Source organism: Acinetobacter sp. YH12096 (assembly GCF_013419215.1).
GTDB classification, from domain to species: domain Bacteria; phylum Pseudomonadota; class Gammaproteobacteria; order Pseudomonadales; family Moraxellaceae; genus Acinetobacter; species Acinetobacter amyesii.
The window spans coordinates 38,447-63,475 of the sequence record NZ_VPAM01000008.1 but is presented as its reverse complement, the minus strand read 5'-3'; the positions used below and the strand labels follow the sequence as shown (position 1 = coordinate 63,475).

Sequence of the window (25,029 nt, the reverse complement as noted above, 5' to 3'; positions counted from 1 at the left end):
GCCCATACCTGAAAGAAACTTCAGCTGCTACACGAAACAACTTAAAAAGTATTGTTAGACAACCAAACAAGGAACGTGGCAGCCAAAGACCTCTTTTATCGAGTGATAGCCACCCATACTTAAATGCATACTTAAGGAGATATAGTATGAACCGTCAAGAGATTGATGTTCTGGTTAAACAAATGAACGTAGATACAGCAACAGGGCCTGTTGACCAACGTGTACAACAAGTTGTGGTACGTTTATTGGGTGATTTATTCCAAGCGATTGAAGATCTAGATATTACTCAAACTGAACTATGGAAAGGTCTAGAGTATTTTACAGATGCGGGTCAAGCGAACGAATTAGGTCTTTTAGCCGCTGGTTTAGGTTTAGAGCACTATCTTGATTTACGTGCGGATGAAGCTGATGCGAAAGCAGGTATTACAGGTGGTACACCACGTACCATTGAAGGCCCTTTATATGTAGCTGGCGCACCTGAATCAGTTGGCTTTGCTCGTATGGATGATGGTACGGAAACCGATAAAATTCCAACCCTGTTTATTGAAGGTACAGTAACAGATACCGAAGGCAACATCATTGAAGGCGCTAAAGTTGAAATTTGGCATGCCAACAGCCTGGGTAACTATTCTTTCTTTGATAAGTCACAATCTGACTTTAACCTTCGCCGTACGATTCTTTCTGACCAAGACGGTAAATATGTTGCACAAACCACGATGCCAGTTGGTTATGGCTGCCCTCCAGAAGGTACAACTCAATTTGTTTTAGACAAATTAGGCCGTCATGGTAACCGTCCATCACATGTACATTATTTTATCTCTGCACCAGGTTACCGCAAGCTAACCACTCAATTCAACATCGAAGGTGATAAATACCTTTGGGACGACTTTGCCTTTGCAACTCGTGATGGTCTGGTAGCAACTGCTGTTGATATCACAGACGAAGCTGAAATTGCGCGTCGTGGCCAAAACCAACCGTTTAAACACATTAGTTTTAATGTTGAGTTAGTCAAAGAACAAGCTGCAGCACCAAATACTGAAGTTGATCGTCGACGCGCTAGCGCTTAATTACTCACTCAAAGGAAGCCGAGCTGTCTCATCCAAGTTTGACAACTCGGCGACTATCCCCTCATTGGACAGTCGGAGAATGGACATGCCACGTATTCCTGTAATTAACACTAGCCATCTAGATCGTATTGATGAACTTCTTGTCGATAATTTTGACACTGGTGAATTTAAACTGCACCGCTCAGTATTTACCGATCAAGCGTTATTTGATCTTGAAATGAAATACATTTTTGAAGGTAACTGGGTGTATTTGGCACATGAAAGCCAAATTCCAAATAACAATGATTATTACACGACTCATATCGGTCGCCAGCCGATCATCATTGCACGTAACCGTAATGGTGAACTGAATGCCATGATCAATGCCTGCTCACATCGTGGCGCACAGTTATGTCGTTATAAAAAAGGCAACAAAGCGACGTATACATGTCCATTCCATGGTTGGACCTTTAATAACTCAGGTAAATTACTCAAAGTTAAAGACCCTGCTGAAGCCGGTTATTCAGATTGCTTTAACCAAAATGGTTCACATGACTTGAAAAAAGTCGCACGCTTTGAAAGTTATAAAGGCTTTTTATTTGGCAGCTTAAATCCTGATGTGCCAAGCCTTGAAGAATTCTTAGGTGAAACCACCAAAATTATCGACATGATCGAAGGTCAGTCGGAAAATGGTTTAGAAGTTTTACGTGGTTCATCTACCTATACCTATGAAGGTAACTGGAAACTGACAGCTGAAAATGGCGCAGATGGCTATCACGTTTCAGCCGTGCATTGGAACTATGCAGCCACCACACAGCACCGTAAAGAAGCACAAGCAGCGGATAATATTCGTGCTATGAGTGCGGGTTCTTGGGGCAAGCAAGGCGGTGGTTCTTATGGTTTTGACAGTGGTCACATGTTGTTGTGGACACAATGGGCTAACCCAGAAGACCGGCCAAACTTTAGCAAAGCCGATGAATATACCGAAAAATTCGGCGCACCGATGTCGAAATGGATGATCGAGCGTTCACGTAACCTATGTCTTTATCCAAACGTCTATTTGATGGATCAATTCGGTTCACAAATTCGAGTTTTACGCCCGATTTCTGTCAATAAAACTGAAGTCACCATTTACTGTATCGCCCCTGTCGGTGAAGAGCCAGAAGCACGTACACGTCGTATTCGTCAATATGAAGACTTCTTTAATGCTTCAGGCATGGCAACACCTGACGATTTAGAAGAATTCCGTGCCTGCCAAGCAGGTTATGCAGGGATTGAACTGGAATGGAACGACATGTGCCGTGGTTCAAAACACTGGATTCATGGACCGGATGATGCAGCCAATGAAATTGGATTAAAACCTCTATTAAGTGGCATCAAAACCGAAGATGAAGGTCTTTACCTTGCTCAGCATCAATATTGGTTAAAAACCATGAAACATGCCATTGCTGAAGAAAAAGAATTGGCAGAACAAGTCGCAAATGAACAAGGAGATGTCGCATGAATGCAACTGCATATTTAGACAGCGTAAGCATTGAAGCTGTATCTCAGTTCCTCTACCGCGAAGCGCGTTTTTTAGATGATGAACAGTGGGATGAATGGCTAGCGTGCTATGCCCCATCTGCTTCATTTTGGATGCCGGCTTGGGATGACGATGACCGCCTAACGGAAGATCCGCAGTCTGAGATTTCTTTGATTTATTATCCAGACCGCCAAGGTTTAGAAGACCGTGTCTTCCGCATTAAAACTGAGCGTTCATCTGCCACGATGCCGGATACACGAACTAGCCATAACATTAATAATGTCGAGATTATTGAACGTGATGGCGACAAAGTGACGGTGCGTTTTAACTGGAACACCTTAAGTTTCCGCTACAAAACCAACTATAGCTACTTTGGCATGTCACGTTATGAAATTGATTTTTCAGGTGAGCAGCCAAAAATCCTCAACAAATATGTTGTTCTGAAAAACGATTATATCAACCAAGTTATTGATATTTATCACCTCTAAAAGCTTATTTCACTAAGCAAGGTTTTACTTTCAGCCAGAAGGATATTTGGCTGAAAGGACACGTTATACCAGATTTTCAAAAGGATATTCAGCCATGTCAAACCATAATGTTGCACTTCAATTTGAAGATGGCGTTACTCGTTTTATTAGTGTTGCTCAAGGTGAAACCCTATCCGACGCAGCCTATCGTCAAAAAATCAATATCCCTCTAGATTGCCGTGATGGCGCATGCGGGACATGCCGTGCATTTTGTGAGTCGGGTACTTACGACATGCCTGAAGAATCTTATATCGAAGATGCTTTAACCCCCGAAGAAGCTGAGCAAGGTTATATTTTAGCTTGCCAATGTCGTCCAAGTTCAGATGCTGTTTTCCAAATCAGTGCATCATCTGACGTGTGTAAAACTGAAATTCATGAGTTTCAAGGCACATTGTCTCGTGTTGAAAATATGTCGGATTCTACGATTACCTTTGATATTCAACTGGATGAAGGTCAACCTGACATTAACTTCTTGGCAGGTCAATACGTCAATGTCGGCATTCCGGGGACTGAAGAAACTCGTTCGTATTCGTTTAGTTCAAAGCCGGGCAATCGTTTAACAGGCTTCGTGGTTCGTAATGTCCCTGAAGGCAAAATGAGTACTTTCCTGAGTGCCGATGCGAAAGCCGGCGACAAAATGACCTTCAAAGGACCTTTTGGTAGTTTTTATCTGCGTAATGTTGTCCGCCCTGTGGTCATGCTTGCAGGTGGTACAGGTATTGCGCCGTTTATGTCCATGTTACAAGTGCTTGAAGAAAAAGGTTCTGAACAACCTGTTCGTCTTGTATTTGGCGTAACCAATGACTTTGACATCGTAGCAAAAGACAAGCTCGATGAATTACAAAGCAAACTCCCGTGGTTCGAATACCGTACTGTGGTCGCTCACCCTGAGTCACAGCATGAACGTAAAGGCTATGTGACCAGTCATGTTGAAAAAGATTGGTTAAACAATGGCGATGTGGATATTTACCTCTGTGGTCCTGTACCGATGGTCGAAGCGGTACGTGGCTGGTTAGATACCGAAGGCGTTAAACCTGCAAACTTTTTGTTTGAAAAATTCTCAGCGAATTAAGGGAGAATAGTTTAATGTCAGAACAAGCCAGATTTAACAATAAAGTTGTCATCGTTACCGGTGCCGCTCAAGGTATCGGTCGTGGCGTCGCACTACAAGTGGCTCGAGAAGGCGCTCAAGTGGTATTGGCAGATCTCTCAGATTTTGTTGAAGAGACGCTTAACGATATTCAAGCCCACAATGGCGATGCCATTATTGTTAAAGCCAATCTTGAAACATTTGCAGGCGCTCAATCAGTTGCTGCTCAAGCCATTGAAAAATATGGCCGAATTGATATTTTAATCAATAACGTTGGCGGTGCGATTTGGATGAAGCCCTTCCAAGAATTTTCAGAAGAAGAAATCATTAAGGAAGTTAATCGTTCATTATTTCCAACCCTCTGGTGCTGCCGAGCCGTGTTACCTGAAATGATTCAAAATCAGCAAGGGACAATTGTAAATGTATCTTCTATTGCAACCCGTGGTATTAACCGTGTGCCATATTCAGCGTCAAAAGGTGGGGTTAATGGCTTAACCGCTGCTCTCGCTTTTGAACATGCCAAAGATGGTATTCGAGTCAATGCCGTAGCCACAGGTGGCACAGAAGCCCCACCACGAAAAGTACCAAGAAATACCAATCCATTGTCAGATCATGAAAAACAATGGATGCAAGACGTGGTCGATCAAACCATTGACCGTACATTCTTAGGACGCTATGGCACAATTCAGGAACAAGTGAATGCCATCTTATTTTTGGCATCCGATGATTCATCTTATATGACAGGAACAGTCGTCCCTGTTGGTGGTGGAGATCAAGGTTAATCTCTAAAAATCATTGGTTAAATTCAACAGGCTCATTGACATAGTCGCATGGAGGCAAAAGCGATGGCACCCCTGTTAAAAACATTAAAAGAAGATTGGTCGATCTCAGCGACGGTTGCAGGATTTTTAGCCGTGCTGATCTCATATTCAGGCCCATTGATTATTTTTTTCCAAGCCGCACAAAAAGCCCAAGTTTCCCCAGCCATGATGATTTCATGGATTTGGGGGATTTCTATTGGTGCTGCGCTGGCGGGTATTTATCTCTCTATTAAATATAAAACCCCGGTGATTACCGCGTGGTCAGCGCCCGGTACAGCCCTTTTAGTCACCCTATTTCCGAATATTTCACTGAATGAAGCCATAGCAGCTTATATCACGTCCGCTATTGTTATTTTCTTGATTGGCATCACTGGCTATTTTGACAAACTCTTAAAATGGATTCCTCAAGATGTCGCTGCGGGAATGATGGCAGGTATTTTATTTCAGTTTGGACTTGGACTGTTCACTGCGACAGATAGTATGCCGATCATTGTCTTTGGCATGTTATTGGTCTTTCTCATATCGAAAAGACTTTCGCCACGCTACGCGATGATTTGGGTCTTACTGACTGGTGTCATCCTGAGTTTTACATTAGGAAAAATTAATCCTGTTGATGTGAATTTTCAACTCGCTATACCGCAGTTTATTGCTCCAGTTTGGACTTGGAACTCGACTTTAAATTTGGCGATTCCCTTAATTTTAGTCAGTCTGAGTGGTCAATTCCTTCCGGGGATGGCGATCATGAAACTAAGTGGATATGACACGCCAGCTAAGCCCATTATCACTGCGACCAGTATTGCCTCGCTCGCTGTAGCATGTGTCGGAGGCATTACCATTGTTTTAGCGTCTATTACCGCAGCCATGTGTATGGGCAAAGATGCACATAAACTAAAAGAAAAACGTTATATAGCTGGTATTGCCAATGGTATTTTTTATATTTTAGGCGGCTTATTTGCAGGCAGTATTGTCATGTTATTTAGCCTATTACCTAAAGAGTTGGTCGCTGCACTTGCAGGTTTAGCGTTATTAGGTGCGATTGGAACAAACATGTCCGTTGCGATGAAAAATGAGGCCAACCGTGATGCGGCGCTAATCACTTTTTTAGCGACAGCCTCAGGTATGCATTTTTTAGGGCTAAGCTCAGTATTTTGGGGGATTTGTATCGGTGTCGCTGCACATGTCATTTTGACCAAACGAGTAGCCACACAAGCACCGATGACAACGACTCAAGATTCTAAAAGTTCATAATGTCCAAACGCATTGCCAATACAAAGAAGATGGAACACTACATCTTCTTTGTTTAATCGAAAACTCAATTTTTTGATTTTCTTGTCATTTAAACTTAAAAATTCAATATTCGAAATTAAGAGCTCTATAGGATAAAAAAGGGATCATGTTGCATCATCCCTTTTTTACTTATCTTTGAATTATTTACGTTTTTTCTTACCACTAAGTAGATCTATGGCTTGGGCATAACGTGTAGGTGCAATTCGCTGAATTAAATCAATAATTTTGGCATCATTACCAATTAAAACTCGACGTTTATTCTGCTTTACCGCATCTAAAATGACTTTTGCTGCGACTTCAGGCGGTGTTTTTAGCACTTTATTAAATGCTTTGGTTGCCCTATCTGGGTTCATCCCTAACGCACGAATACTGTCACTCATACGCGCGCTATTTGCAATATTGGTTCGAATCCCACCCGGATGCACGCAAGTTGCGCTGACTCCAGCATTTTCCAAGTCTAATTCTTGGCGTAAAGATTCAGTAAAACCTCGTACCGCAAACTTCGTTGCATTATAGGCACTTTGAGTCGGTTGAGCCGTCAAACCAAATAAGCTGGAAATATTAACTATATGTCCATCGCCACTTTGTTTTAAATACGGTAAAAATGCTTTTGTCCCATATACCACGCCCCAGAAATTAATATTCATAATCCACTCAATTTCATCATAATGCATACCTTCTACAGTACTGGCTAACGCGACACCTGCATTATTAAAGATCAAATTGACCTGGCCAAATTCAGCTTGGGTTGCAGCCGCCCATTGCTCTACAGCGGCACGATCAGACACATCTAATTGGGTCTGAATTATTTTCACACCGGTGTGCTTAATCATTTCAGCCGTTTGTGCAAGACCGTCAAGGTTGCGATCACTTAATGCTAGATGCGCACCTGATTGAGCCAGTTGAATGGCTAACTGCTGCCCAATACCTGAACCTGCTCCAGTAATGGCTGCGACTTTGTTGTTAAAATTTTTCATCGTTATTCCTATACACACTTAATCTCGTTCAGTGAACAAGCTGCATTTTCATATTATTCATAACACAAGCTTAACGAGAACTGATCTATGAATGAAATGATTTTATTTAATTGTAAAATATGAATGCTATACATAGCTCTTTAGCGTTATTGCTTCAAATCAAATTAATGTAATTCAACATGATTAGAGCAAAAATTGAAAACTTAAATGAGCCTTTTAGCTCCGGCTTTTTTTGGGATTGTAGCTCTAAATTTTTCAGCTCAAACAGCGTTTGATATTTATAAAAGTGATACAAATCCCAAATGTTATAAACAAAGCTCAACATTTATTCTATTTTTCTACACGATCCAGATTCTACATATTCAAAATCAGTATATAAAATCCACAATATATACTTATTTTTTTGTGAATATAGCCCTTGAAGACAACAAGGCTGATGCTTTGTAATTTTCCAAGTCTTGTGTATCCACCCTTTGGAAGATCAGGGATGCACATCTCTTACTATGTTCAATAGAGGTTCTAAAATGATAAAAACAACTCTTAGCCTAATCGGTTTGTCACTGGTGTCTAGCTTAGCTTTGGCTGCTGATCCATTGCATGGTACTAAATGGAAAACCATCGATGACCAAACCAAAAAACCTTTATCTGTAGTTCAATTTAATGAAACATCAAAGGGCGTTTTATCTGCAAAAATCGTTGATGTACTCACCCCGGGTGAAGCAGAAAACTGCCAAAAATGTGTAGGTAAATTCCACAATAAACCATTACTCGGTGTACAAATCGTGAATGGTTTGAAAAATACCGGTAAAAATACCTATGACGGCGGTAAAATTACTGATCCGAAAAATGGTAAAACCTATAGCTTCAATGCAAAAATGTCGAATGACGGCAAGACCTTGAATGGTCGTGGCTATATTGGTGTATCTGCGCTTGGACGCAGCCAAACATGGATACGTGTAAACTAATCCTTTATGTACAAAGTCAAAAGCGGCTCGATTGAGTCGCTTTTTTGCATGAAAATTTCAAATTTAAAAATTTTGGAATTTATATATTAAACGGTATAACGTTTACTTAGCCCCCATTCGGCTAATATGCGACGATACGTTGTGGATGAGCGATCTGCTTCGAAATGCGCCTCCATACTGATATCCAGTGGCAATTCCTCAGGTTTTTGACTTTCCACCATGTCCTGATCTTCAGCAAAAATTTGTGCATTAAAATCATAAACTGCTTGTAAATCTCCTGTGGTATCAAAATTTCGAGTTAAAGGTACAAATAAACGGGTTTTATTATGCGATACAGGACAACAGGCATTTAATATTTTCAACACCCCATTTTCAGGAAAATCGATGGTTAAAATTGCTGAAAATGGTGGATAGACATCAAATGTTCTTTTCCATAAAAAATCTTCTGGCGCTAAATGTTGTAAGCCATGCGGATAATTACTCACATCACTGAGATATTCTGTATGTAGTCCATAGTCCGTACGTACTGTGGAATATTTTTGTACTTTAGGATTTTCACGGTCTGCAAAGCTCTCATGATGCACCCATGCGAAATGTGCAACATCAATAAAGCCTTCGAGCTGACGCCCACTTGAACCACCAATATCTACATAAGGTGGCAATATAGATTGGTGCTGCTCGTTATCCCACGTGTCTAAATCTGGAAAATTGGCCGTAGATTCATCGCGATTAAATAAACTGGTCCACACCAATCCATATTTCAATACAACTGGAAATTTAGTTAATGAAAAACGCTCTGAAATTTGAGTCAGCTCTGGCTGTGCGGGAATTTTTACACACCTTCCTGCGCCGTTATAATGTAAACCATGATATGGACAAATAATGTCTTCACCCTTGACCCAGCCTTTAGTTAATGGCACCCCTCGATGTGGACAAATGTCACGAACCAAATGAATTTTTCCACTTTCAGTTTGATATAACGCCATTTTTACATCGAGTAATTGCACTTGTTGCGGTTCAGTCGAAACATCTTCTACACGTGCAACGGGATACCAATGCTGCGCCAAAATATTCCAGTCGTTGGCATCAAATGTACTGCACTGAGGTTGGGTAAATAAATTGAGTACTGGAATGGCATTCATAGTTCATCTCGACAATTGCAATATTTCTTTAGCATTTAGCGCTATTTAAATTTTGCTAAATCCTTATTTTCTAAGTCGAAATTAAATTCTAAACACATTTCTGTCTATTAGAATGATTTGCATAGATTGTTCTGTTTTTTAGAACATTAAGCATTGATCCCTGCTTGATTTGATAAAGCTGGCATGAATATCGCTTAAAATGCATAACATTATGATTCGCTGATGACGCGATAGAGATTGAAGCCTGTATGTCGATTACTTTTTCTAGATTTTCTGAATATTTTATGGCGGTTGCACGGACTGGAAGTCTGCGCAAAGCTGCTGAACAACTCTTTATTTCAGTCTCGGCAGTACATCGACAAATCGTTTTGGCAGAGGAAGAACTGGGGGTTGCCCTATTTGAACGATTACCTCAGGGCTTAAAACTGACGCTCGCGGGTGAATTACTGTATGCCGATTTATTAAAATGGCAAAAAGAATATCAACTGACGCGAACTCGATTTGATGAAATCCAAGGCTTAAACCGTGGAAACATTGAAATGGGCTTTATTGCAGCTTTGAATGACAGTTTTGTCGTCGACTGCATTCAAAAGATGGCTGAAACTTATCCGTGGATCAACCTCAACATCAGCATGAATAGCAGTGAAGATATTTCCAGAAAAATCGTTGATGCAGAATTAGATTTTGGCATTATTTTAAATCCTAAAAGCCATAGCCAATTAGAGATTTTATCCTTTATAGAAATTCCGTTGGGCTTTGTGATGTCGCCGCATCATACCCTGGGTGGAATGGATAAAATTTATCTTTCAGATACGTTAAATGAACGGCATATTTTGCCGAGTGATCCACTCATTATTAGTGAATATGTACAGACTTTATATAAACATCATAAGTTTAGTCCTATTCAAAAGATCGAATGTAATGACATTAGAATGATACTGTCATTGATTCAACAACAATTAGGCATCAGTTTGATGTCATATATGGATGCTTTGCCATTGCTTGAGAATAATAAGATTATTTTTAAACCGATCCGTGAAAAAGGTTTGCACAGTTTGACCATTGCTTTATGTGTCGCATCGAAGCGCCAAACTTCTCGAATTTCTCAGATCATGATTAATCATTTGGTGGAAAAAATGGAAGAAATTAAAATCAATTTAAAATCCATGACCCCCTAAAACCAATATTTTGGCGTTGTAATAGCAAATAATTATTTAAAAAAAGCCAGTGCGAATAACCCGTACTGGCTGCTGAAAGCTAAAGTTTTATTAGTTTATTTTTTTAATCCAATGGATTGCCTACAATATTACTAATGATGCCTTTCATAATATGATTGCCTTGTTCTTTACGCAGTTCTGCATACCATTCACGCGTCACACTTTCATCTTTCATATGGGTCACATCACAACGCTTACGCGCTCGCAGAACCAATTCATTGGCACGTTCATTACGTTTATTTTGATAACGACGCAATGAATCTTGCAACCCTAAAGTATTGATTTGCAAAGAACGGGCTAAATAAATTGCGTCTTCCATTGCTTGGCAGCCGCCTTGTCCAATATCCGGCGTTGTACTGTGTGCTGCATCACCCACGATCACCACACGGCCTTTGTAGAAATCTGCAAAAGGCTCAATATCATGAATTTCTACCCGATTGGTTTTTTGGGTATCTACAGCATCAATTAGCTTTTGAACCGGTTCACACCAACCTTTAAAGTATTCTTTAAATAAGGCCTTATATTGTGTGCGGTCATTTTCTAAGCCTGCTGCTAAAGGTACATCAAAGAAGAAATAGAATCGGTTGTCGGCAACGGGCATCAGCGAAACGCGCTTACCTTCTCCTACAAATGTCGTCCATTGATCTGCCGCAGCAAATTCTTCTGAAATATCGACTAAACCGTTCCAATTGACATAACCTGCATAGCGGCGCTCAACTTGTTCCCCCAATACATACGCCCGTGTCAATGAATGTGTACCATCGGCGCCAACCAATAAATCAGCCAGAACCTCACTTCCGTCAGCAAAACGGGTGATCACTTGATCATCTTGTTCTGAGAAGCTCACCATTTTTTTGCCTAGATGAATATTCTCACGACCAAATTCATCCATGAGCATATTTTGTAAGTCTGCGCGTGAAACTGGATAAGGTCGCTGACCAACTTCTTCGATTAAAGGAAACAGACTAAACTGTGTCATAACATCGCCCGTTAAACCATCGATATAGGCTAAGTGATCCATCTTGCCACCGAGCTTTTCGACTTGTTCGGTTAGCCCCAAATAGTTCAAACATTTGACACCGTTAGACCATAAAGAAATAGCGGCTCCAACAGGTAAAATTTGTTCTGCCTGTTCATAGATGGTTACTTGGTGTCCAAATTTTTTCAAAGCGATCCCAGTCGTTAGGCCCGCCATACCTGCACCAATAATTGTAATGTCCATCTATAACTCCCCTGTGTTTTTTTAAATATCTTTCTCCTAAAAAGCGAAAAGCATGCCATTTTTTCAAACAAGCAATAAAAAATTCTAAAGTTGGCACACGCTGTGCTTCTAAACACGTGTAAATGCTTGTTTTTATCAAATGTTAAATTTTTAACACTGAAAACTAAATGCATATGTTTTAAATGAAAATAGTGAATGGATTTTATATATGGCGACTTTACTCGCACCAAGTTTTGATATTCCTGCACAATTACAGGCACTTACAAATTTAGCTGATGACCGTATTGGTGCAAAAATACTTGATTGTTCAGATGATTTTTTTGCAGAAGCAAAACGCATGCTGCAATTTAATGCACCAATCTTTGTCGAAGATAAATTTGATGATCATGGCAAATGGATGGATGGTTGGGAAACGCGTCGTAAACGCCATGCAGGTTATGATTGGGCAATCATCCAACTCGGTGTTGCTGGACGAATTCAAGCCTTAGATATTGATACAACATTCTTTACAGGGAATTATCCAGCTTCCGCATCAGTTGAAGCCTGTTTTGCACCAAGTGGTGAGCTAGCACAGGCAGCATGGGTCAATATCTTAGACAATACCGTATTGGGCCCGAGCCAACACCATATATTGAAGGTCTCAAATGATCAGGTTTTTACCCATGTACGTTTAAATATATATCCAGACGGCGGTATTGCACGATTTAAAGTCTATGGTGAAGTTCAGGTTCAAATTCAAGACAGTACGAGCACATTAGACCTTGTTGCACTGGAAAATGGTGGACGCGTAATTGCTTATAGTGATGCTCATTTTGGACATCCACGAAACTTAATTAACCCTGGCCGCGGCATCAATATGGGAGATGGTTGGGAAACTAAACGTCGCCGTGCACCAGGTTTTGACTGGTGTATTTTGGCTTTGGGTCAATCTGGTGCAATAGAGAAAATTGATATTGATACTGCCCATTTTAAAGGCAACTTCCCTGCGCAGGTTTCCATACAAGCGATCTATGTAGAAGATGCCACTGACCCTCAACTGATTCCGCAAAGTATGTTCTGGCCGTTTTTACTCGATGCACAAGACATGCAGATGGATCATATTCATTGCTTTGTCAGTGAGATTTTAAAGCATGAAAAAATATCGCATATCCGCATCAATATGATTCCTGACGGGGGGATTAGTCGCATACGGTTATGGGGGAAAATGCATCCTTAATTGCAATATTGATAAAATAGGAAGCCTTCGGGCTTCCTATTTGTATTGTTTCAATTTTTTTAATTAAATGCCTTACTAAGATATCTAAACATGACACATAGCATAAAAATACAAGCTCTAAGTATTGAAGGCTTTGCGCCTTTTGGAGAGGTCATTTGCACGACTGGACATGATTTTTTCCACATCAATGACACACATACAGAGCGATATCATGCCCTCGTAGAAACAGAAATTTCAGGTGATGCGGTTGCTGGAATTAGCATCTTTAGAAATATCAAAACCACTGAATTGCCTTTTACGATTTCGATGTTGGAGCGTCATCCCAACGGCTCACAAGCGTTTATTCCAATGCAAGCGCAGGCTTTTTTAGTGGTAGTTGCACCTGCGTTGGATGATCACAGCCCTGATCTTACACAGCTATGTGCTTTCATCACTGATGGTAGCCAAGGAGTCAACTATCGTGCAGGAACATGGCATCATCCTCTCCTGACACTCGAAGCACCAAGTAGCTTTGCCGTCATCGATCGGATTGGCACTGGACATAATTGTGATGTGTTCCAGTTCCCTACGCCTATTCACATTTCAAATTAATTTTTTTAGCTTAAATACTTAGAGTTAAATAGACTAAAAACCATCTAACCATCTGTTAATACATAATTTATTTCATCTCTTGATATTATTTAATTTAAACATAACGCATTAAAAAAGCCCTCAATTTAGAGGGCTTTATTTATTCTATACAAACTATATTCTATGAATCATCGTATGGTTCAAGACTCAAGATTGGCAATGATTAATGTTGCACATCTATTGCCATGCTTGGTTTTTTCACCTGATCTTTGCTCATAGTCACTTCTTTATTTTTAAATAAATTCAAATGATTGAACACAATATTTAAAATAATCGCCATCAAACAAGTTGAACTAATGCCTGAATGAAAGAGTGTTTGCACCCATTTTGGGAAGTTTGCATAGAAAGAATAATCGATAATTGGAATCATCCCTGCTGCAATCGCAGTCGCAACAATGATGAGGTTCTTTTGCTCGTTATAGTCAATTTTCGCCAAGGTACGAATACCACTTGCCGCAACCGTTCCAAACAAAACTAAACCAGCACCACCTAATACAGGGACAGGAATCGCTGCAATCAGTCGCCCCATAATTGGCAGAACGCCTAATACGACTAAAATCATTCCACCCGCTGCGACAACAAAGCGACTTTTCACGCCAGTAATCGCTACTAAACCAACATTTTGTGCAAAAGCACTTTGCATGAATGAACCGAAAATTGGCGCTGCTGCACTAGATAGCATATCTGCACGTAAGCCATTGGTAATGCGCTCAGCATCCACTTTAGTACCAACAATTTCCCCAACGGCAATAATATCTGCTGTGGTTTCAGTCATAATCACTAAAGTCACAATCAGCATGGCAATAATGGCACTTAACTCAAAAGTTGGCATACCGAAAGCAAAGAAGCTTGGAAATTGAATCCAGTTACCATTTGCAACTTTAGAAAAATCGCCAAAGCCAAAGGCATAAGCCAGCACCGTACCGAAGACGATGGCTAACAAAATTGATAAACGTCGGATAGTTGCATTACGTGTTAAATTCAGCGCAATCACTATACCCAAAGTTAAAAATGCCAAGCTGATGTTCTCAGCACTTCCCCAGTCTGGTGCTTTATTGTTCCCCCCCATCATCCAGCGTACCGCTACAGGAAGCAATGAAAGACCAATCACGGTGATCACACAGCCAGTTACAATCGGTGGGAAAAAACGAATAATTTTTGAAAAATAAGGTGCTAGGAAAAAGCCAATTAGGGATGCAACAATCACCGCGCCATAAACAGCAGAAAGCCCACCGCCTGCGGTTACTATGGCAATCATCGTCGCCACACATGCAAATGAAACACCTTGTACTAAGGGTAATTTTGCACCGATATATTTCACACCTACGGTTTGTAGTATGGTCGCCAAGCCACCGACAAAAAGCGCCGCCGCAATCAATAAACCGATTTGCGCAGGTTCAAGTCCCGCGGCTGTACCAATAATCAATGGCGGAGCGATAATACCGCCATACATGGTTAATACATGCTGTAAACCATAGGCAAGGCTTTTCCCTGCGCCTAAATATTCATGTTCTGGTGAATCTGTTTTATCTTGTTCTGTCATTTTTATATCCCCTATTTTTTAACTTTGCTCTTAGCTGCCACGATACGTTGAATATGCAAATGGGCTGATGAGTAAAGGAATATGAAAATGCTGCGAGGCATCTTTTACATAAAAATGAATCACAGCTTTCGGAAAAAAGGTTTCGGTATTTAAAGTCTGAAAATATTCAGCAGTCGCAAATTCAAGGCTATAAGCACCTGCTGTAAAGTCCTTCAGCGCAAAATCATTGACGCGACCATCTGCATTGGTTTGGGCTGAACCTAGTAACTTACCTTCCGCATTAAATAATTGAATGCTGACGTTCGCTGCAGGTTTGCCTAGATTGGTGTCTAAAATATGTGAGCTAATCATGCGCTAAGCTCCTGTTTTAATCTTAATAAGGCAATTTCAGCCAGTTGATGATGGACAATTCTTTTTTCTGTTTCAGGATCATTCAATAATCGATATTTCAGCGCCTGTAGTACATCTTCACTACTGAGGCCTGAAGCTTTGATTAAAAAGAGATAACCGTACTTTTTCTCATACGCGATATTGCCTTTCAGCAATGCAAATTGAGTTTCTTCATCTGCTGAAATTTCAGACTGTTCTTGATTTGAAAATTGTTGTTCCAAACTACTTAATTCAGCCTGCGCCTTTTTTTCACCAATTCGTGGATGGTTATCTAGAGCATTTTTGATTTCATCCCAAGTCCAAGCTTTTGCAGCTTTTACTGCTTGCTCTGTGATTTGCGTGACAGAGGTATAAGGGCGCTGCGCCACAATGTGTTCTGCCCAGCTTTCAATTTGCACACAGTGCTTTAAAAAAGTTTTTACATCTGCTTCGGATGCTTTATTAAATTCAACAAGTTGCACTATAAAATCGCCTAAAATTATTGAATGATTGTTCAAATTTAGTTTTGCAATATCAGTGCCAACCTAGGTCTATGATGTCAGTTACCTAAGTACAGGCCTAAAAAAAGAGGAGCTAAGCTCCTCTTTATCCAAATATTTTTTTACTAGACTGCATGATGTGTATACCAATGTTCCGCAATATCACCACGGCGACAAATCCACACTTTTTCATGTGATTGCACATAATCTAAGAATCGTTGTAGTGCTTTAAAACGGCCTGGTCGCCCTAAAATACGACAATGCATCCCAATCGATAACATTTTTGGCGCGCTTTCACCTTCTGCATATAGCACATCAAAAGCATCTTTAAGGTATTGATAAAATTGTTCACCACTGTTGAAACCACCCGGTGAACAAAACTTCATATCATTGCTTTCGAGTGTATATGGAATAATTAAATGAGGACGGGTTTGACCATTTTCATTCGTCAAATGACTCCAAAAAGGTAAATCATCACCATAGTGATCGCAGTCATATTTGATTTGCGGAAATTCAGCCAATAGCTGACGTGTATTGGGACTGTCACGCCCTGTATACCAACCAATAGGCGTCTTTCCAAATAAAGCTTCAAGCACACTAATCGCTTGATCCATGTGCTGACGTTCCAGCTCTATCGGCATATCTTGATAATGTAACCAGCGTTGACCATGTGAAACGACATCATAATTGGCTTGTTTGATTGCTTCGACGATATAAGGATTACGCGCTAAAGCCATACCCACGCCAAAGACCGTCATGGGTAAATCACGTTTTTTAAATTCTTCATGAATCCGCCAAAAACCTGCTCTGGAGCCATATTCATACATCGAGTCCATCGACATGTGCTTGGCAGGAAAACTAGCCGCTCCAATAATATCAGATAAGAATTGTTCTGAGCCTGCATCCCCATGTTCGATGTGGTTCTCTCCACCTTCTTCATAGTTCAACACGAACTGCACTGCGATACGTGCCTGATTAGGCCATACGACTTGAGGTACATCGCCATGATATCCAATTAGGTCTCTGGAATAATCCTGTTGTTGGATCTGGTCAATTAAGTCTTGTCCACGTAAGTAGCCTGTAGTCACTTCAACTTCCTAATTTGTTATATCAAACAGTAAAAAATTAGGTAGAAATAAGCAAATTATGCGCCAATGTCGTAGACGGCTAAATAGCTTTTCATATCAATGACCATTGCCTTTTTTTAAAATATTGAATGGTTGCCCTGAATCATCTGCAATGATTGAAATTTGCCAAATTTCATCTATTTCTGGAAAATTCTGATGCAGTTGATCAAGGAAAAAGTAATAACCCTGTGTATTTTCGGTAATATGAATGATTGTATTTGAACATAATATATAGAGTTGAATCTCATCAAAGATACCAAGATCATGGCGTACGACATCTATACTTTGAATATCTTTCCATAATATAGTTTTAGTGCTTGTTTCAGGCCCATTTATAGTGTATTTGAAACCATCATTAAAATATTCAAAATCACCTTTCTCCTGTCTTAGACTCTCAAATTCATTTGTTTTATTTTTTATATCTTGTTTTAAATCAATTGAATCCACAAACCAATTATGAGGATGATAAATTATTGCATTCCAAATAATAAAAACACAAAGTGTAATAAACCAAATATTAGCTGTAATTACTATTGTAAGCACTGCCAATATAAATAAGATAAAACCCAAATTTATGTTTAAAAAAAATATAGTTGAAGTTCTTATTGGTAGCCGTACTTTCATTGGCAACAGCTTGAATAAAATATCATCATCCTTCAACTTTTCGTTATATTTAAAGTAAAAACAAATTGCCAGTATTAAAAATGATATTAAACTAATGAATGTAAAATGTTTTTCCCATATTTGCCAATTAGATAAAAAATATATAAAAATGACCATAAATATTGAAATTGAACAATACATCGTAAGTAAGGAATTTAAAAAAATATGCATTCTCATTGTTTGTTTAATCTAGTAATTTTTTAATGGTATAACTATACTTAATTATTGATAAATTTAAAGCGTCATGATCAAATATTCTTTGTAAAATCAACACACCTAACTCTGAAAATTAATTTATATTCATAAGTCACTTTTACTCAGTTCCAAATAAAAGATTCAAACAATAAGATTGGCTAGCAATTGATTAATCCATGCTTTGGAGAAAACAAAAGATTTTGATTAGGCCCACCTCATATCCAAGTAAGTTACTTAATTTTTAGTGACTTATGGTGGTCTGCCTTAAGAATCTTTATGCAATAGAGCCATAAACGAGCAAAACTCTACAAAATATTAAAAAAAATATTTACTTATAATTTTTAAATTTTACTCTTCACTCAACAATGCAATATATTGAAAATAAATAAATTACAAAAATATAGATAAACCTAATATAATATTCATAAACTTCAGTTTCTTTTTTTATCTTTCCGATCAACAAATAACTCCCATTATAAATTAGATCAACAAAGATAATAAAAAAAACTACTGCACCAATAAAACTCCAGAAACCTATCCCAAAAAAGTAATACTTTATTAAAAAAATCAAAAATTCAATAATAAAAAAAATAGCTATAATTAGCCTTTTACAATCGTGATAAACTCTAATTACAAATTTATCCATTATTGTTCCTTTTTAAACTATCGATCCATCTCATTACGAACTGCATCATTATTTACTTCTTCAGTAGACATCAATTATTTAATACACATTGCGGCGGTAATGACCTGCTTTACGCAGTGTATGCAGTTGTTCAATGCCCAGTATCTCTTGCAAAGTGGCATCTACCGCTTTGGCCATATTCAAACTGCCGCAGATATAGAGACAAGCCCCTTGCTCTAGCCAATCAATCAATTCAGCTTTTTTTACAACTAGGACATCTTGCACATACTTTTCAGCAAATCCATCACGAGAAAATACCCGATCGATTTCTGCAATTTTACCTTGGTTTTGTAATTCATGCAGTTCATCAGCAAAAATTGCATCGAAAGCTTGTTGACGCTCACCATAAATTAACCAGTTTTGACAGTGCTCTTTTGCGACACGTTGCTTAAGATGTGAAAGCAAACCCGCCATTCCTGAGCCATTGCCAATCATAATTGCCGACTTAACGCCCTCTGCTAAGTGAAAATTTGGATTCGCACGAATATAGGCATGAATACATTGTCCAAGTTTTAAATCGTGCGTTAATAAGCCAGAATCTAAACCTAGTTCATCGCCATGCTGCTCTTGACGTACGACGAGCTCTAAATCTTTTTAATTAAATAGAGTTTGATAATTTCACGCTTATACTAAACGACTGAATAAAGACTATAATAAAAATTAAAAATTCATTCGCCATTTGCGAAATCTTCGAGCAATCATGTCCAAAAATCTTGCAACGCTGATTGGATTCAGTGCAATCTTACAATGGTCTTCTATTGTTGGTTTACTTAAGAAAATTAGTTTCAGTATTGGCCCTGATCTTGCTGTGCTCTTTATGTATACTTTGAGCTCAATTATTCTATTGCTCTTATTTAAAATTCCAAACCTTAAACTGGTTCCGCACCAATTTTTGATATACGCCACCATTTTATTTGTGATTTATGAGTTGTGTTTTTCTTATGCCATTGCTTTGGCTCAAACAGCTCAACAAGCGATTGAAATCAGTTTGGTCAATTATTTATGGCCGAGTCTGACAATTGCCGCGTTAATATTATTTAAAGAATTAAAATTTAACTTTTTCGTAATCATTGGTTTAGCCATTAGTTTGGGCGGCATCATTTTGATCCAAACGGGTAATGGAAGTTTTAACTGGTCTACAGTCTTTACGAACATTCAGTCCAATCCATTAAGCTATTTTCTTGCTTTTATGGGCGCGAGTTTATGGTCACTCTACTGTGTGATTACACGTAAATACAGTCTTGGACATAACCCTATTTCATTCTTTTTCGTCGTGATCACCATTGTGCTATGGCTAAAAATGTTGATATTTCACGGTATTCCGCGAATGCCTGCCGTAGGCTTACATACCGGTATGTATATGTTGACCGTGTCCATTGTAACCGCTTTGGGTTATGCAGCGTGGAATGTAGGTATTATTAAAGGCAATATTACGATATTGGTGACTTTATCGTATTTTAGTCCGATTTTTTCTTCGGTTATTTCAATGTTTATATTACAGACACCACTGAGTTTAAGTTTTTGGCATGGTGCCATTTTGGTGACATTCGGTTCGCTGGTATGTTGGATTTCAACCAGTTGGCCACAAATTAAAGCCAGATTAATGCAATTGCGCCATGAATAATAAGAAGCAGTCACTTGGCTCATTTATCTTAAACTGAATAGCAAAACCGCGATTAGGCACAGCATATGAAGTAACTGTGTTGGTGCAAAATATAGAAAATATTTCCAGCCACCTGTGAGAAATGCATTCACACATTTTGAAATCGCATGGGCTGATAATCCAATCACCACAGCATAAACCAATGTTAAATTGTCGATATTACCTTGCATCACCACGGTTGCCATAGCTGCATGGACTTCAAAGAGTGATGCTAATAATGTCCCTAAAATTAAGCCTTTATCACCTAAAGCGAGATTTAATCCATAAACAAGTGCTTGGATCAAAGTAAGCGTGATGGCAATGATTGCCGCCTGTTTTAAGCTAAACATTCGACTATCAGTATTTTCTAACGGCACTGTTTCATTCGCCTCTACACGAAGCATTTCAGGTTCTGACTCTTTATTATGCTGTTGAGATGAGCCATAAATCAGATATAACGCAGCAAGGACCAATATCAAGATGCTGACGATACTTGGTATAACTAATATTTTAAACCAGGCAAAACTCACCCCAAGGACAATGATCAAAAGTTGAACCAATGTCGCAACACATGAAAAAAGTCCTGCCCCTGCATTACTTTTGGCACTGGCTTTTCCTGCTCGCACTTCCATGCCTAAGCTTGCGATTGTTGCTGTGCTCGACACAAAACCTGATGCCAAGGCCGATAAAATAATGGCTTTATCAGAAGATAGAAGCCGCTTGGCGATGTGCGCTAATGACTGCACCACCAAGATCAATATCAGTAATTTTAAAATCACATAGGGATTTAATACAGAACCCCAATAGGCCTGATTCGGCGTTAAAGGTAAGGCAATTAGGATCAATGCCAGTAAAAAGACTCCATCTCTTAACTCATAGTCTTTGATCCAATGCGCTGCAAAATGATGTAAGCCTTTTTTTCCAACTAATATGAGGGTCAGCACCACAGCCAAACACGCAGCAAGTGGAATATTAAAAACACAAGCAGCGCCGATTAAATAGGTCATAACAAAAGCAAGTTCTGTGGTTGTGCCAATATCTTGTTTTTGCTGGCTTAATCCATAATAGCTAAACATACTGACGACAATTGCACCGATTACACCAACAGCTAAATGGATTAAAAAACACAATGCTCCAAACAGCGCACAAATGGTAAATGAGCGTAAACCGGCAAAGCTCTGTTCACTGTCCAAATTGTTGTTACGTTGACGCTCCAAACCGATGAGCAATCCACAGCCTAAAGCCGAAGCTAAAATAGTTAACAACGCTGGGAAGGATAAAGTTTGTATGAGTATTTCCAAATTTAAGCCCTCCCATCAATACATTGTTTATATTGGCAATATAAATAAAAAATAATAAAAAAAATTTAACGCTAAAATTTGAAAAATAAATATATAGATTGAACAACTTGAGCATTTTCAATCATGTTTAAAGTTTACTCACCCTTTAAATCATAAACAATTCCATGATAAATATCCTAGTGGACATCAAATATTTCTCATATTTAATTAAAAATATATTCGAAAAACTAACTTAAATTTGGCCTTAATTTGCTTTCATGACTGTTTAAAGCACACATTAAGCCCAAATCACCATAATGGCCGCAATCACCACAAGGGCTAATCCCCAATGATCGGTTCTTGCGAGTTTTTCCTTAAAGAAATAGGCAGAGATTAAGAGGCTAAATAATATTTCGATTTGACCTAGGGTTTTGACAATCGCAACCGTTTGCATACTCATAGCAGTAAACCAGCCCAAGGATGCTAGAAAGCTACAGACACTAACGCGAAAGGTCAGACCGACTCTATCCCACATGGCAATGAGCGTTTTGCGGCTAAATAGACTGAGGTACAGCAGCATAATCACACATTGAAAGCCAATTACACTCAACAATACCCACGCCGCACGATGCAAAGTCGGTAAATCACTTAGCTCTAAACTGGCTTCACGAACCAATAAAGAGGTAATAGCAAAACTTAATCCACTCCCTACACCGATGCATAAAGTTGGCAAAGATAACTTTTGTCGTTGAGAACCTTTGCTTAAAAGAAAAACGGCAACACTACCAACCAAAACACCAATCCAACCAAATAAACTTAAATGTTCACTTAAGAAAATCACTCCAACAATGGCCGCAAAGATCGCTTCACTTTTCGCTAAACCGACGCCGATGGCATAATTCTTTTGTTTAAAAAGCAAGACCATTAAAATCGTCGCTAAAATTTGACTTAGTCCTGCAATCACAACATAGATCCAAAACATAGGTGTAAATGTGGTCACCTGAATCACAGGCTGTTGTTGGTACAGCACAAATAAATAAATGCAGGCAAATGGGAGCCCAAAAATAAACCGTGCAAGGGTGACACCATACACATCAACAGTGGTACTGAGTTGTTTTTGAAATGCATTGCGCCATGACTGCATAAAAGCAGCCATTAAAGTGAATAAGATCCAAACTGGAAACATAAGAAAGGTGGTTTAACGGTGGATGCCTCATCAATTTACGCTTTTATTGAATTGAATGCGACCTAACACGGCTAGATTATTCATTGAACTTGGTTATGGATTCATTGAAAAAATTTTATTTAAAAACCTCATATTAAGAATATGGTATTTATCAAAATTTAAGTTTTTATAAAAATACGCAAAGGCATGTTACCTTTGCGTTTTGCTCTTTACCAATATTTAGTTGGTAACTTACAGTAAGTTAACTTTCAAGTAGTACAGCACCAAATTGCTCACGTAGATCTTTTTTCAGCATTTTACCTGTTCCGCTCAAAGGAATAGCATCCACAAAAATCACTTTATCTGGCACCTGCCATTTAGCGACTTTATCTGCATAATAATCCAAAATTTCTGTATCAGATAAATCGACATCTGGCTTTTTAATTGCAATCAAAACAGGACGCTCATCCCATTTCGGATGGGTCGCTGCAATCACTGCCGCCATAGCAATTTTAGGATGTCCCATAGCTAAATTTTCTAACTCAACAGAAGAAATCCATTCACCGCCCGATTTGATCAAATCTTTTGAACGGTCACTAATTTTTAAGAAACCATCTTCGTTCAGGGTTGCAATATCCCCGGTATCAAACCAACCATCTGAGGTTAATGCAGATTCTGTTTTGCCAAAGTAATTGCCAATAATCCAATGCCCTTGGATCTGTAAATTACCCGTCGTTTCGCCATCACGTGCAACTTCGTGTGTACCGTTTTCTTCATCGGTAATACGTAAATCGACCCCGAATGGTGGACGACCTTGTGACAATCGTACTTGTAATTGTTCTTCCTCAGATAATAACAAATGTTTGGCTTTAAATTGGTTTGAAGAACCTAATGGACTGGTTTCGGTCATTCCCCAAGCATGAATCGTTTCACAGTTAAATTGTTCTTTAAACACTTTTAACATCGCAGGTGGGCAAGCAGATCCACCAACCACATTACGCACTAAACTTTCAAGCTGACTACCCGCTTGTTGCGCAGCATTAATTAAACCCTGCCAAATCGTTGGAACACCTAATGCAACGGATACTTTATAGTCATCAATCATTTGCGTCAGGCTTGCTCCATCTAAACCTGGGCCTGGCAACACTAAAGTACATCCCACCATTGCCGCAGCATATGGCGTACCCCATGCGTTGACATGGAACATCGGCACAACAGGCATCATAATATCTCGCGCTGAGATATTTAATGAATCCGGCATACAAATCGCATAACTGTGTAAGACTGTTGAACGATGACTATACAACACGCCTTTCGGATTGCCTGTGGTACCCGAGGTATAACATAACGAACTAGCCGATAATTCATCTAGTTCTGGCCATGTATAGTCTGCAGATTGCGCCGCGATGAGTTCATCATAAAACTTCACATCGGGCACCGCTTCAACAATCGCTGCATCTGGTCCATCTAAACAAATAAAATGTTCAACAGATTTTAATAAAGGTTTTACTGCTTTGATTAAAGGCAAAAAGGTTTTATCAAATAACATGACGCGGTCTGCGGCATCATTGATGATAAAAATTAATTGTTCTGGAAATAAACGTGGATTAATGGTGTGACATACATAACCACTACCTGAAATAGCGTACCAAGACTCTAAGTGACGATGGTTATTCCAAGCGATCGTCGCAACACGATCCCCTAAATTTAAACCGAGTGATGCAAGAACATTGGCAAATCGTTTTGAATTTTTATGGACTTCACCCCAAGTGGTTTTCGTAATCGTCGTGTCTGTATTTTTTGAAATGACTAAACTATCCGCATGATAGCGACCCGCATGTTCAATCATGCTACTAATCAAAAGCGGTTTAAACATCATATTACCAAGCATTCTTTGCTCCCACATTCATCCATATTGAGTTGTTGTTTTTCCACACTGTCCTGCAGATTTTTTAAAACTTTGCACCATGTCAAAAGTGATTGTTCTTTATCGACAAGGTTAAAGCAGTAGATATGAAACGCATATCCAAAACTGATTCTTATGTTTTAACCTTAATTGATTTTAGAATCCACTGTTTTATTGCTCAAAATATGAATGCTTTAGTGGTATAAAATGCAAAAATTAAAGCTTTAGCCCTATTCAAAATATAGTCTTATTTAGTTATAACACTGCTGCTTTAAAAAATGTCGTTTTCAGT

23 protein-coding genes are annotated in these 25,029 nt (G+C 39.0%); 11 read left to right on the top strand and 12 right to left on the bottom strand.

Going from position 1 to position 25,029, the window contains the following annotated elements:
- The first annotated feature begins 146 nt into the window (after positions 1 to 146).
- From catA to benE, 6 genes are all read left to right on the top strand, one after another.
- Positions 147 to 1,067, top strand: coding sequence for a catechol 1,2-dioxygenase (gene catA, locus FTU36_RS05090; RefSeq protein WP_180041619.1), 921 nt, complete (start codon positions 147 to 149; stop codon positions 1,065 to 1,067).
- A gap of 85 nt (positions 1,068 to 1,152) precedes the next feature.
- The gene (gene benA / locus FTU36_RS05085) at positions 1,153 to 2,550 is read left to right on the top strand and encodes a benzoate 1,2-dioxygenase large subunit (protein ID WP_180027181.1); all 1,398 of its coding nucleotides are present in this window, start codon (positions 1,153 to 1,155) and stop codon (positions 2,548 to 2,550) included.
- Positions 2,547 to 3,056 carry a benzoate 1,2-dioxygenase small subunit gene (gene benB / locus FTU36_RS05080; protein ID WP_180116920.1) on the top strand — a complete coding sequence of 170 codons (510 nt, stop codon included), beginning with the start codon at positions 2,547 to 2,549 and terminating at the stop codon, positions 3,054 to 3,056. The genes benA and benB overlap by 4 nt, the downstream gene beginning before the upstream one ends.
- 94 nt (positions 3,057 to 3,150) lie before the next feature.
- Positions 3,151 to 4,167, top strand: coding sequence for a benzoate 1,2-dioxygenase electron transfer component BenC (gene benC, locus FTU36_RS05075; RefSeq protein WP_078190731.1), 1,017 nt, complete (start codon positions 3,151 to 3,153; stop codon positions 4,165 to 4,167).
- A 14-nt stretch (positions 4,168 to 4,181) separates the two neighbouring features.
- Entirely contained in the window at positions 4,182 to 4,967 is a 786-nt protein-coding gene (benD, locus tag FTU36_RS05070; protein WP_180027182.1) for a benzoate diol dehydrogenase BenD, read from the top strand.
- 63 nt (positions 4,968 to 5,030) lie between these two features.
- Positions 5,031 to 6,254, top strand: a complete 1,224-nt coding sequence (benE, locus tag FTU36_RS05065; RefSeq protein WP_180116919.1) for a benzoate/H(+) symporter BenE — start codon at positions 5,031 to 5,033, stop codon at positions 6,252 to 6,254.
- 179 nt (positions 6,255 to 6,433) lie between these two features.
- Here the strand turns inward: benE and FTU36_RS05060 are convergent, their stop codons facing one another.
- A complete protein-coding gene (locus tag FTU36_RS05060; RefSeq protein WP_180035226.1) occupies positions 6,434 to 7,270 on the bottom strand; it encodes an SDR family oxidoreductase in 837 nt (278 codons plus the stop codon).
- A 524-nt stretch (positions 7,271 to 7,794) separates the two neighbouring features.
- Here FTU36_RS05060 and FTU36_RS05055 point away from each other — a divergent pair.
- Positions 7,795 to 8,235: a DUF2147 domain-containing protein gene (locus FTU36_RS05055; RefSeq protein ID WP_168379617.1), complete on the top strand. Its 441-nt coding sequence runs from the start codon at positions 7,795 to 7,797 to the stop codon at positions 8,233 to 8,235.
- A gap of 86 nt (positions 8,236 to 8,321) precedes the next feature.
- On the opposite strand, the gene FTU36_RS05050 is transcribed toward FTU36_RS05055, so the two are convergent.
- On the bottom strand, positions 8,322 to 9,377 hold the full coding sequence (locus FTU36_RS05050) for an aromatic ring-hydroxylating dioxygenase subunit alpha (protein ID WP_180116918.1): 1,056 nt from the start codon (positions 9,375 to 9,377) through the stop codon (positions 8,322 to 8,324).
- A 248-nt stretch (positions 9,378 to 9,625) separates the two neighbouring features.
- Here FTU36_RS05050 and FTU36_RS05045 point away from each other — a divergent pair, with 248 nt between their 5' ends.
- Positions 9,626 to 10,555, top strand: coding sequence for a LysR family transcriptional regulator (locus FTU36_RS05045; RefSeq protein ID WP_180059846.1), 930 nt, complete (start codon positions 9,626 to 9,628; stop codon positions 10,553 to 10,555).
- A 103-nt stretch (positions 10,556 to 10,658) separates the two neighbouring features.
- Here FTU36_RS05045 and hpxO read toward each other — a convergent pair whose 3' ends face one another.
- On the bottom strand, positions 10,659 to 11,816 hold the full coding sequence (gene hpxO, locus FTU36_RS05040; RefSeq protein ID WP_180116917.1) for an FAD-dependent urate hydroxylase HpxO: 1,158 nt from the start codon (positions 11,814 to 11,816) through the stop codon (positions 10,659 to 10,661).
- Between the two features lie 208 nt (positions 11,817 to 12,024).
- On the opposite strand from hpxO, the gene alc reads away from it, so the two are divergent.
- Positions 12,025 to 13,032, top strand: coding sequence for an allantoicase (gene alc / locus FTU36_RS05035; protein WP_180116916.1), 1,008 nt, complete (start codon positions 12,025 to 12,027; stop codon positions 13,030 to 13,032).
- 90 nt (positions 13,033 to 13,122) lie between these two features.
- Positions 13,123 to 13,623, top strand: a complete 501-nt coding sequence (locus FTU36_RS05030) for an ureidoglycolate lyase (RefSeq protein ID WP_180109332.1) — start codon at positions 13,123 to 13,125, stop codon at positions 13,621 to 13,623.
- A gap of 202 nt (positions 13,624 to 13,825) precedes the next feature.
- Here the strand turns inward: FTU36_RS05030 and FTU36_RS05025 are convergent, their stop codons facing one another.
- The 6 genes from FTU36_RS05025 to FTU36_RS05000 all read right to left on the bottom strand — a co-directional run bounded on the left by FTU36_RS05025 (position 13,826) and on the right by FTU36_RS05000 (position 19,179).
- Positions 13,826 to 15,205, bottom strand: a complete 1,380-nt coding sequence (locus FTU36_RS05025; protein WP_180116915.1) for a nucleobase:cation symporter-2 family protein — start codon at positions 15,203 to 15,205, stop codon at positions 13,826 to 13,828.
- A gap of 30 nt (positions 15,206 to 15,235) precedes the next feature.
- Positions 15,236 to 15,556 (bottom strand): hydroxyisourate hydrolase, encoded by a 321-nt coding sequence (gene uraH / locus FTU36_RS05020; protein ID WP_111886083.1) that lies wholly within the window; start codon positions 15,554 to 15,556, stop codon positions 15,236 to 15,238.
- Positions 15,553 to 16,056, bottom strand: coding sequence for a 2-oxo-4-hydroxy-4-carboxy-5-ureidoimidazoline decarboxylase (gene uraD, locus FTU36_RS05015; RefSeq protein WP_180116914.1), 504 nt, complete (start codon positions 16,054 to 16,056; stop codon positions 15,553 to 15,555). The genes uraH and uraD overlap by 4 nt, the downstream gene beginning before the upstream one ends.
- A gap of 143 nt (positions 16,057 to 16,199) precedes the next feature.
- The gene (gene puuE, locus FTU36_RS05010; protein WP_180088237.1) at positions 16,200 to 17,162 is read right to left on the bottom strand and encodes an allantoinase PuuE; all 963 of its coding nucleotides are present in this window, start codon (positions 17,160 to 17,162) and stop codon (positions 16,200 to 16,202) included.
- 96 nt (positions 17,163 to 17,258) lie between these two features.
- Positions 17,259 to 17,825: a hypothetical protein gene (locus tag FTU36_RS05005; RefSeq protein ID WP_180116913.1), complete on the bottom strand. Its 567-nt coding sequence runs from the start codon at positions 17,823 to 17,825 to the stop codon at positions 17,259 to 17,261.
- Between the two features lie 958 nt (positions 17,826 to 18,783).
- The gene (locus FTU36_RS05000) at positions 18,784 to 19,179 is read right to left on the bottom strand and encodes a hypothetical protein (protein ID WP_180008126.1); all 396 of its coding nucleotides are present in this window, start codon (positions 19,177 to 19,179) and stop codon (positions 18,784 to 18,786) included.
- 265 nt (positions 19,180 to 19,444) lie between these two features.
- On the opposite strand from FTU36_RS05000, the gene yddG reads away from it, so the two are divergent.
- The gene (gene yddG, locus FTU36_RS04995) at positions 19,445 to 20,368 is read left to right on the top strand and encodes an aromatic amino acid DMT transporter YddG (protein ID WP_180116912.1); all 924 of its coding nucleotides are present in this window, start codon (positions 19,445 to 19,447) and stop codon (positions 20,366 to 20,368) included.
- 23 nt (positions 20,369 to 20,391) lie between these two features.
- Here the strand turns inward: yddG and FTU36_RS04990 are convergent, their stop codons facing one another.
- From FTU36_RS04990 to FTU36_RS04980, 3 genes are all read right to left on the bottom strand, one after another.
- Positions 20,392 to 21,687 (bottom strand): MgtC/SapB family protein, encoded by a 1,296-nt coding sequence (locus FTU36_RS04990; RefSeq protein ID WP_180116911.1) that lies wholly within the window; start codon positions 21,685 to 21,687, stop codon positions 20,392 to 20,394.
- 277 nt (positions 21,688 to 21,964) lie between these two features.
- On the bottom strand, positions 21,965 to 22,852 hold the full coding sequence (locus FTU36_RS04985) for a DMT family transporter (RefSeq protein WP_180116910.1): 888 nt from the start codon (positions 22,850 to 22,852) through the stop codon (positions 21,965 to 21,967).
- A 241-nt stretch (positions 22,853 to 23,093) separates the two neighbouring features.
- Positions 23,094 to 24,722, bottom strand: a complete 1,629-nt coding sequence (locus tag FTU36_RS04980; protein WP_180116909.1) for a long-chain-fatty-acid--CoA ligase — start codon at positions 24,720 to 24,722, stop codon at positions 23,094 to 23,096.
- Positions 24,723 to 25,029 lie beyond the last annotated feature (307 nt).

Excerpts from the sequence above, each read along its gene's own strand:
- alc (WP_180116916.1), top strand. The coding sequence starts at position 12,025 with ATGGCGACTTTACTCGCACCAAGTTTTGATATTCCTGCACAATTACAG.
- FTU36_RS05060 (WP_180035226.1), bottom strand. The coding sequence starts at position 7,270 with ATGAAAAATTTTAACAACAAAGTCGCAGCCATTACTGGAGCAGGTTCA.
- FTU36_RS05055 (WP_168379617.1), top strand. The coding sequence starts at position 7,795 with ATGATAAAAACAACTCTTAGCCTAATCGGTTTGTCACTGGTGTCTAGC.
- benE (WP_180116919.1), top strand. The coding sequence starts at position 5,031 with ATGGCACCCCTGTTAAAAACATTAAAAGAAGATTGGTCGATCTCAGCG.
- yddG (WP_180116912.1), top strand. The coding sequence starts at position 19,445 with ATGTCCAAAAATCTTGCAACGCTGATTGGATTCAGTGCAATCTTACAA.
- uraH (WP_111886083.1), bottom strand. The coding sequence starts at position 15,556 with ATGATTAGCTCACATATTTTAGACACCAATCTAGGCAAACCTGCAGCG.
- benB (WP_180116920.1), top strand. The coding sequence starts at position 2,547 with ATGAATGCAACTGCATATTTAGACAGCGTAAGCATTGAAGCTGTATCT.
- benA (WP_180027181.1), top strand. The coding sequence starts at position 1,153 with ATGCCACGTATTCCTGTAATTAACACTAGCCATCTAGATCGTATTGAT.
- FTU36_RS05025 (WP_180116915.1), bottom strand. The coding sequence starts at position 15,205 with ATGACAGAACAAGATAAAACAGATTCACCAGAACATGAATATTTAGGC.
- FTU36_RS05050 (WP_180116918.1), bottom strand. The coding sequence starts at position 9,377 with ATGAATGCCATTCCAGTACTCAATTTATTTACCCAACCTCAGTGCAGT.
- catA (WP_180041619.1), top strand. The coding sequence starts at position 147 with ATGAACCGTCAAGAGATTGATGTTCTGGTTAAACAAATGAACGTAGAT.
- FTU36_RS05045 (WP_180059846.1), top strand. The coding sequence starts at position 9,626 with ATGTCGATTACTTTTTCTAGATTTTCTGAATATTTTATGGCGGTTGCA.
- FTU36_RS05030 (WP_180109332.1), top strand. The coding sequence starts at position 13,123 with ATGACACATAGCATAAAAATACAAGCTCTAAGTATTGAAGGCTTTGCG.
- benC (WP_078190731.1), top strand. The coding sequence starts at position 3,151 with ATGTCAAACCATAATGTTGCACTTCAATTTGAAGATGGCGTTACTCGT.
- FTU36_RS05000 (WP_180008126.1), bottom strand. The coding sequence starts at position 19,179 with ATGATTGGCAATGGCTCAGGAATGGCGGGTTTGCTTTCACATCTTAAG.
- FTU36_RS04985 (WP_180116910.1), bottom strand. The coding sequence starts at position 22,852 with ATGTTTCCAGTTTGGATCTTATTCACTTTAATGGCTGCTTTTATGCAG.
- FTU36_RS05005 (WP_180116913.1), bottom strand. The coding sequence starts at position 17,825 with ATGAAAGTACGGCTACCAATAAGAACTTCAACTATATTTTTTTTAAAC.
- FTU36_RS04980 (WP_180116909.1), bottom strand. The coding sequence starts at position 24,722 with ATGCTTGGTAATATGATGTTTAAACCGCTTTTGATTAGTAGCATGATT.
- hpxO (WP_180116917.1), bottom strand. The coding sequence starts at position 11,816 with ATGGACATTACAATTATTGGTGCAGGTATGGCGGGCCTAACGACTGGG.
- benD (WP_180027182.1), top strand. The coding sequence starts at position 4,182 with ATGTCAGAACAAGCCAGATTTAACAATAAAGTTGTCATCGTTACCGGT.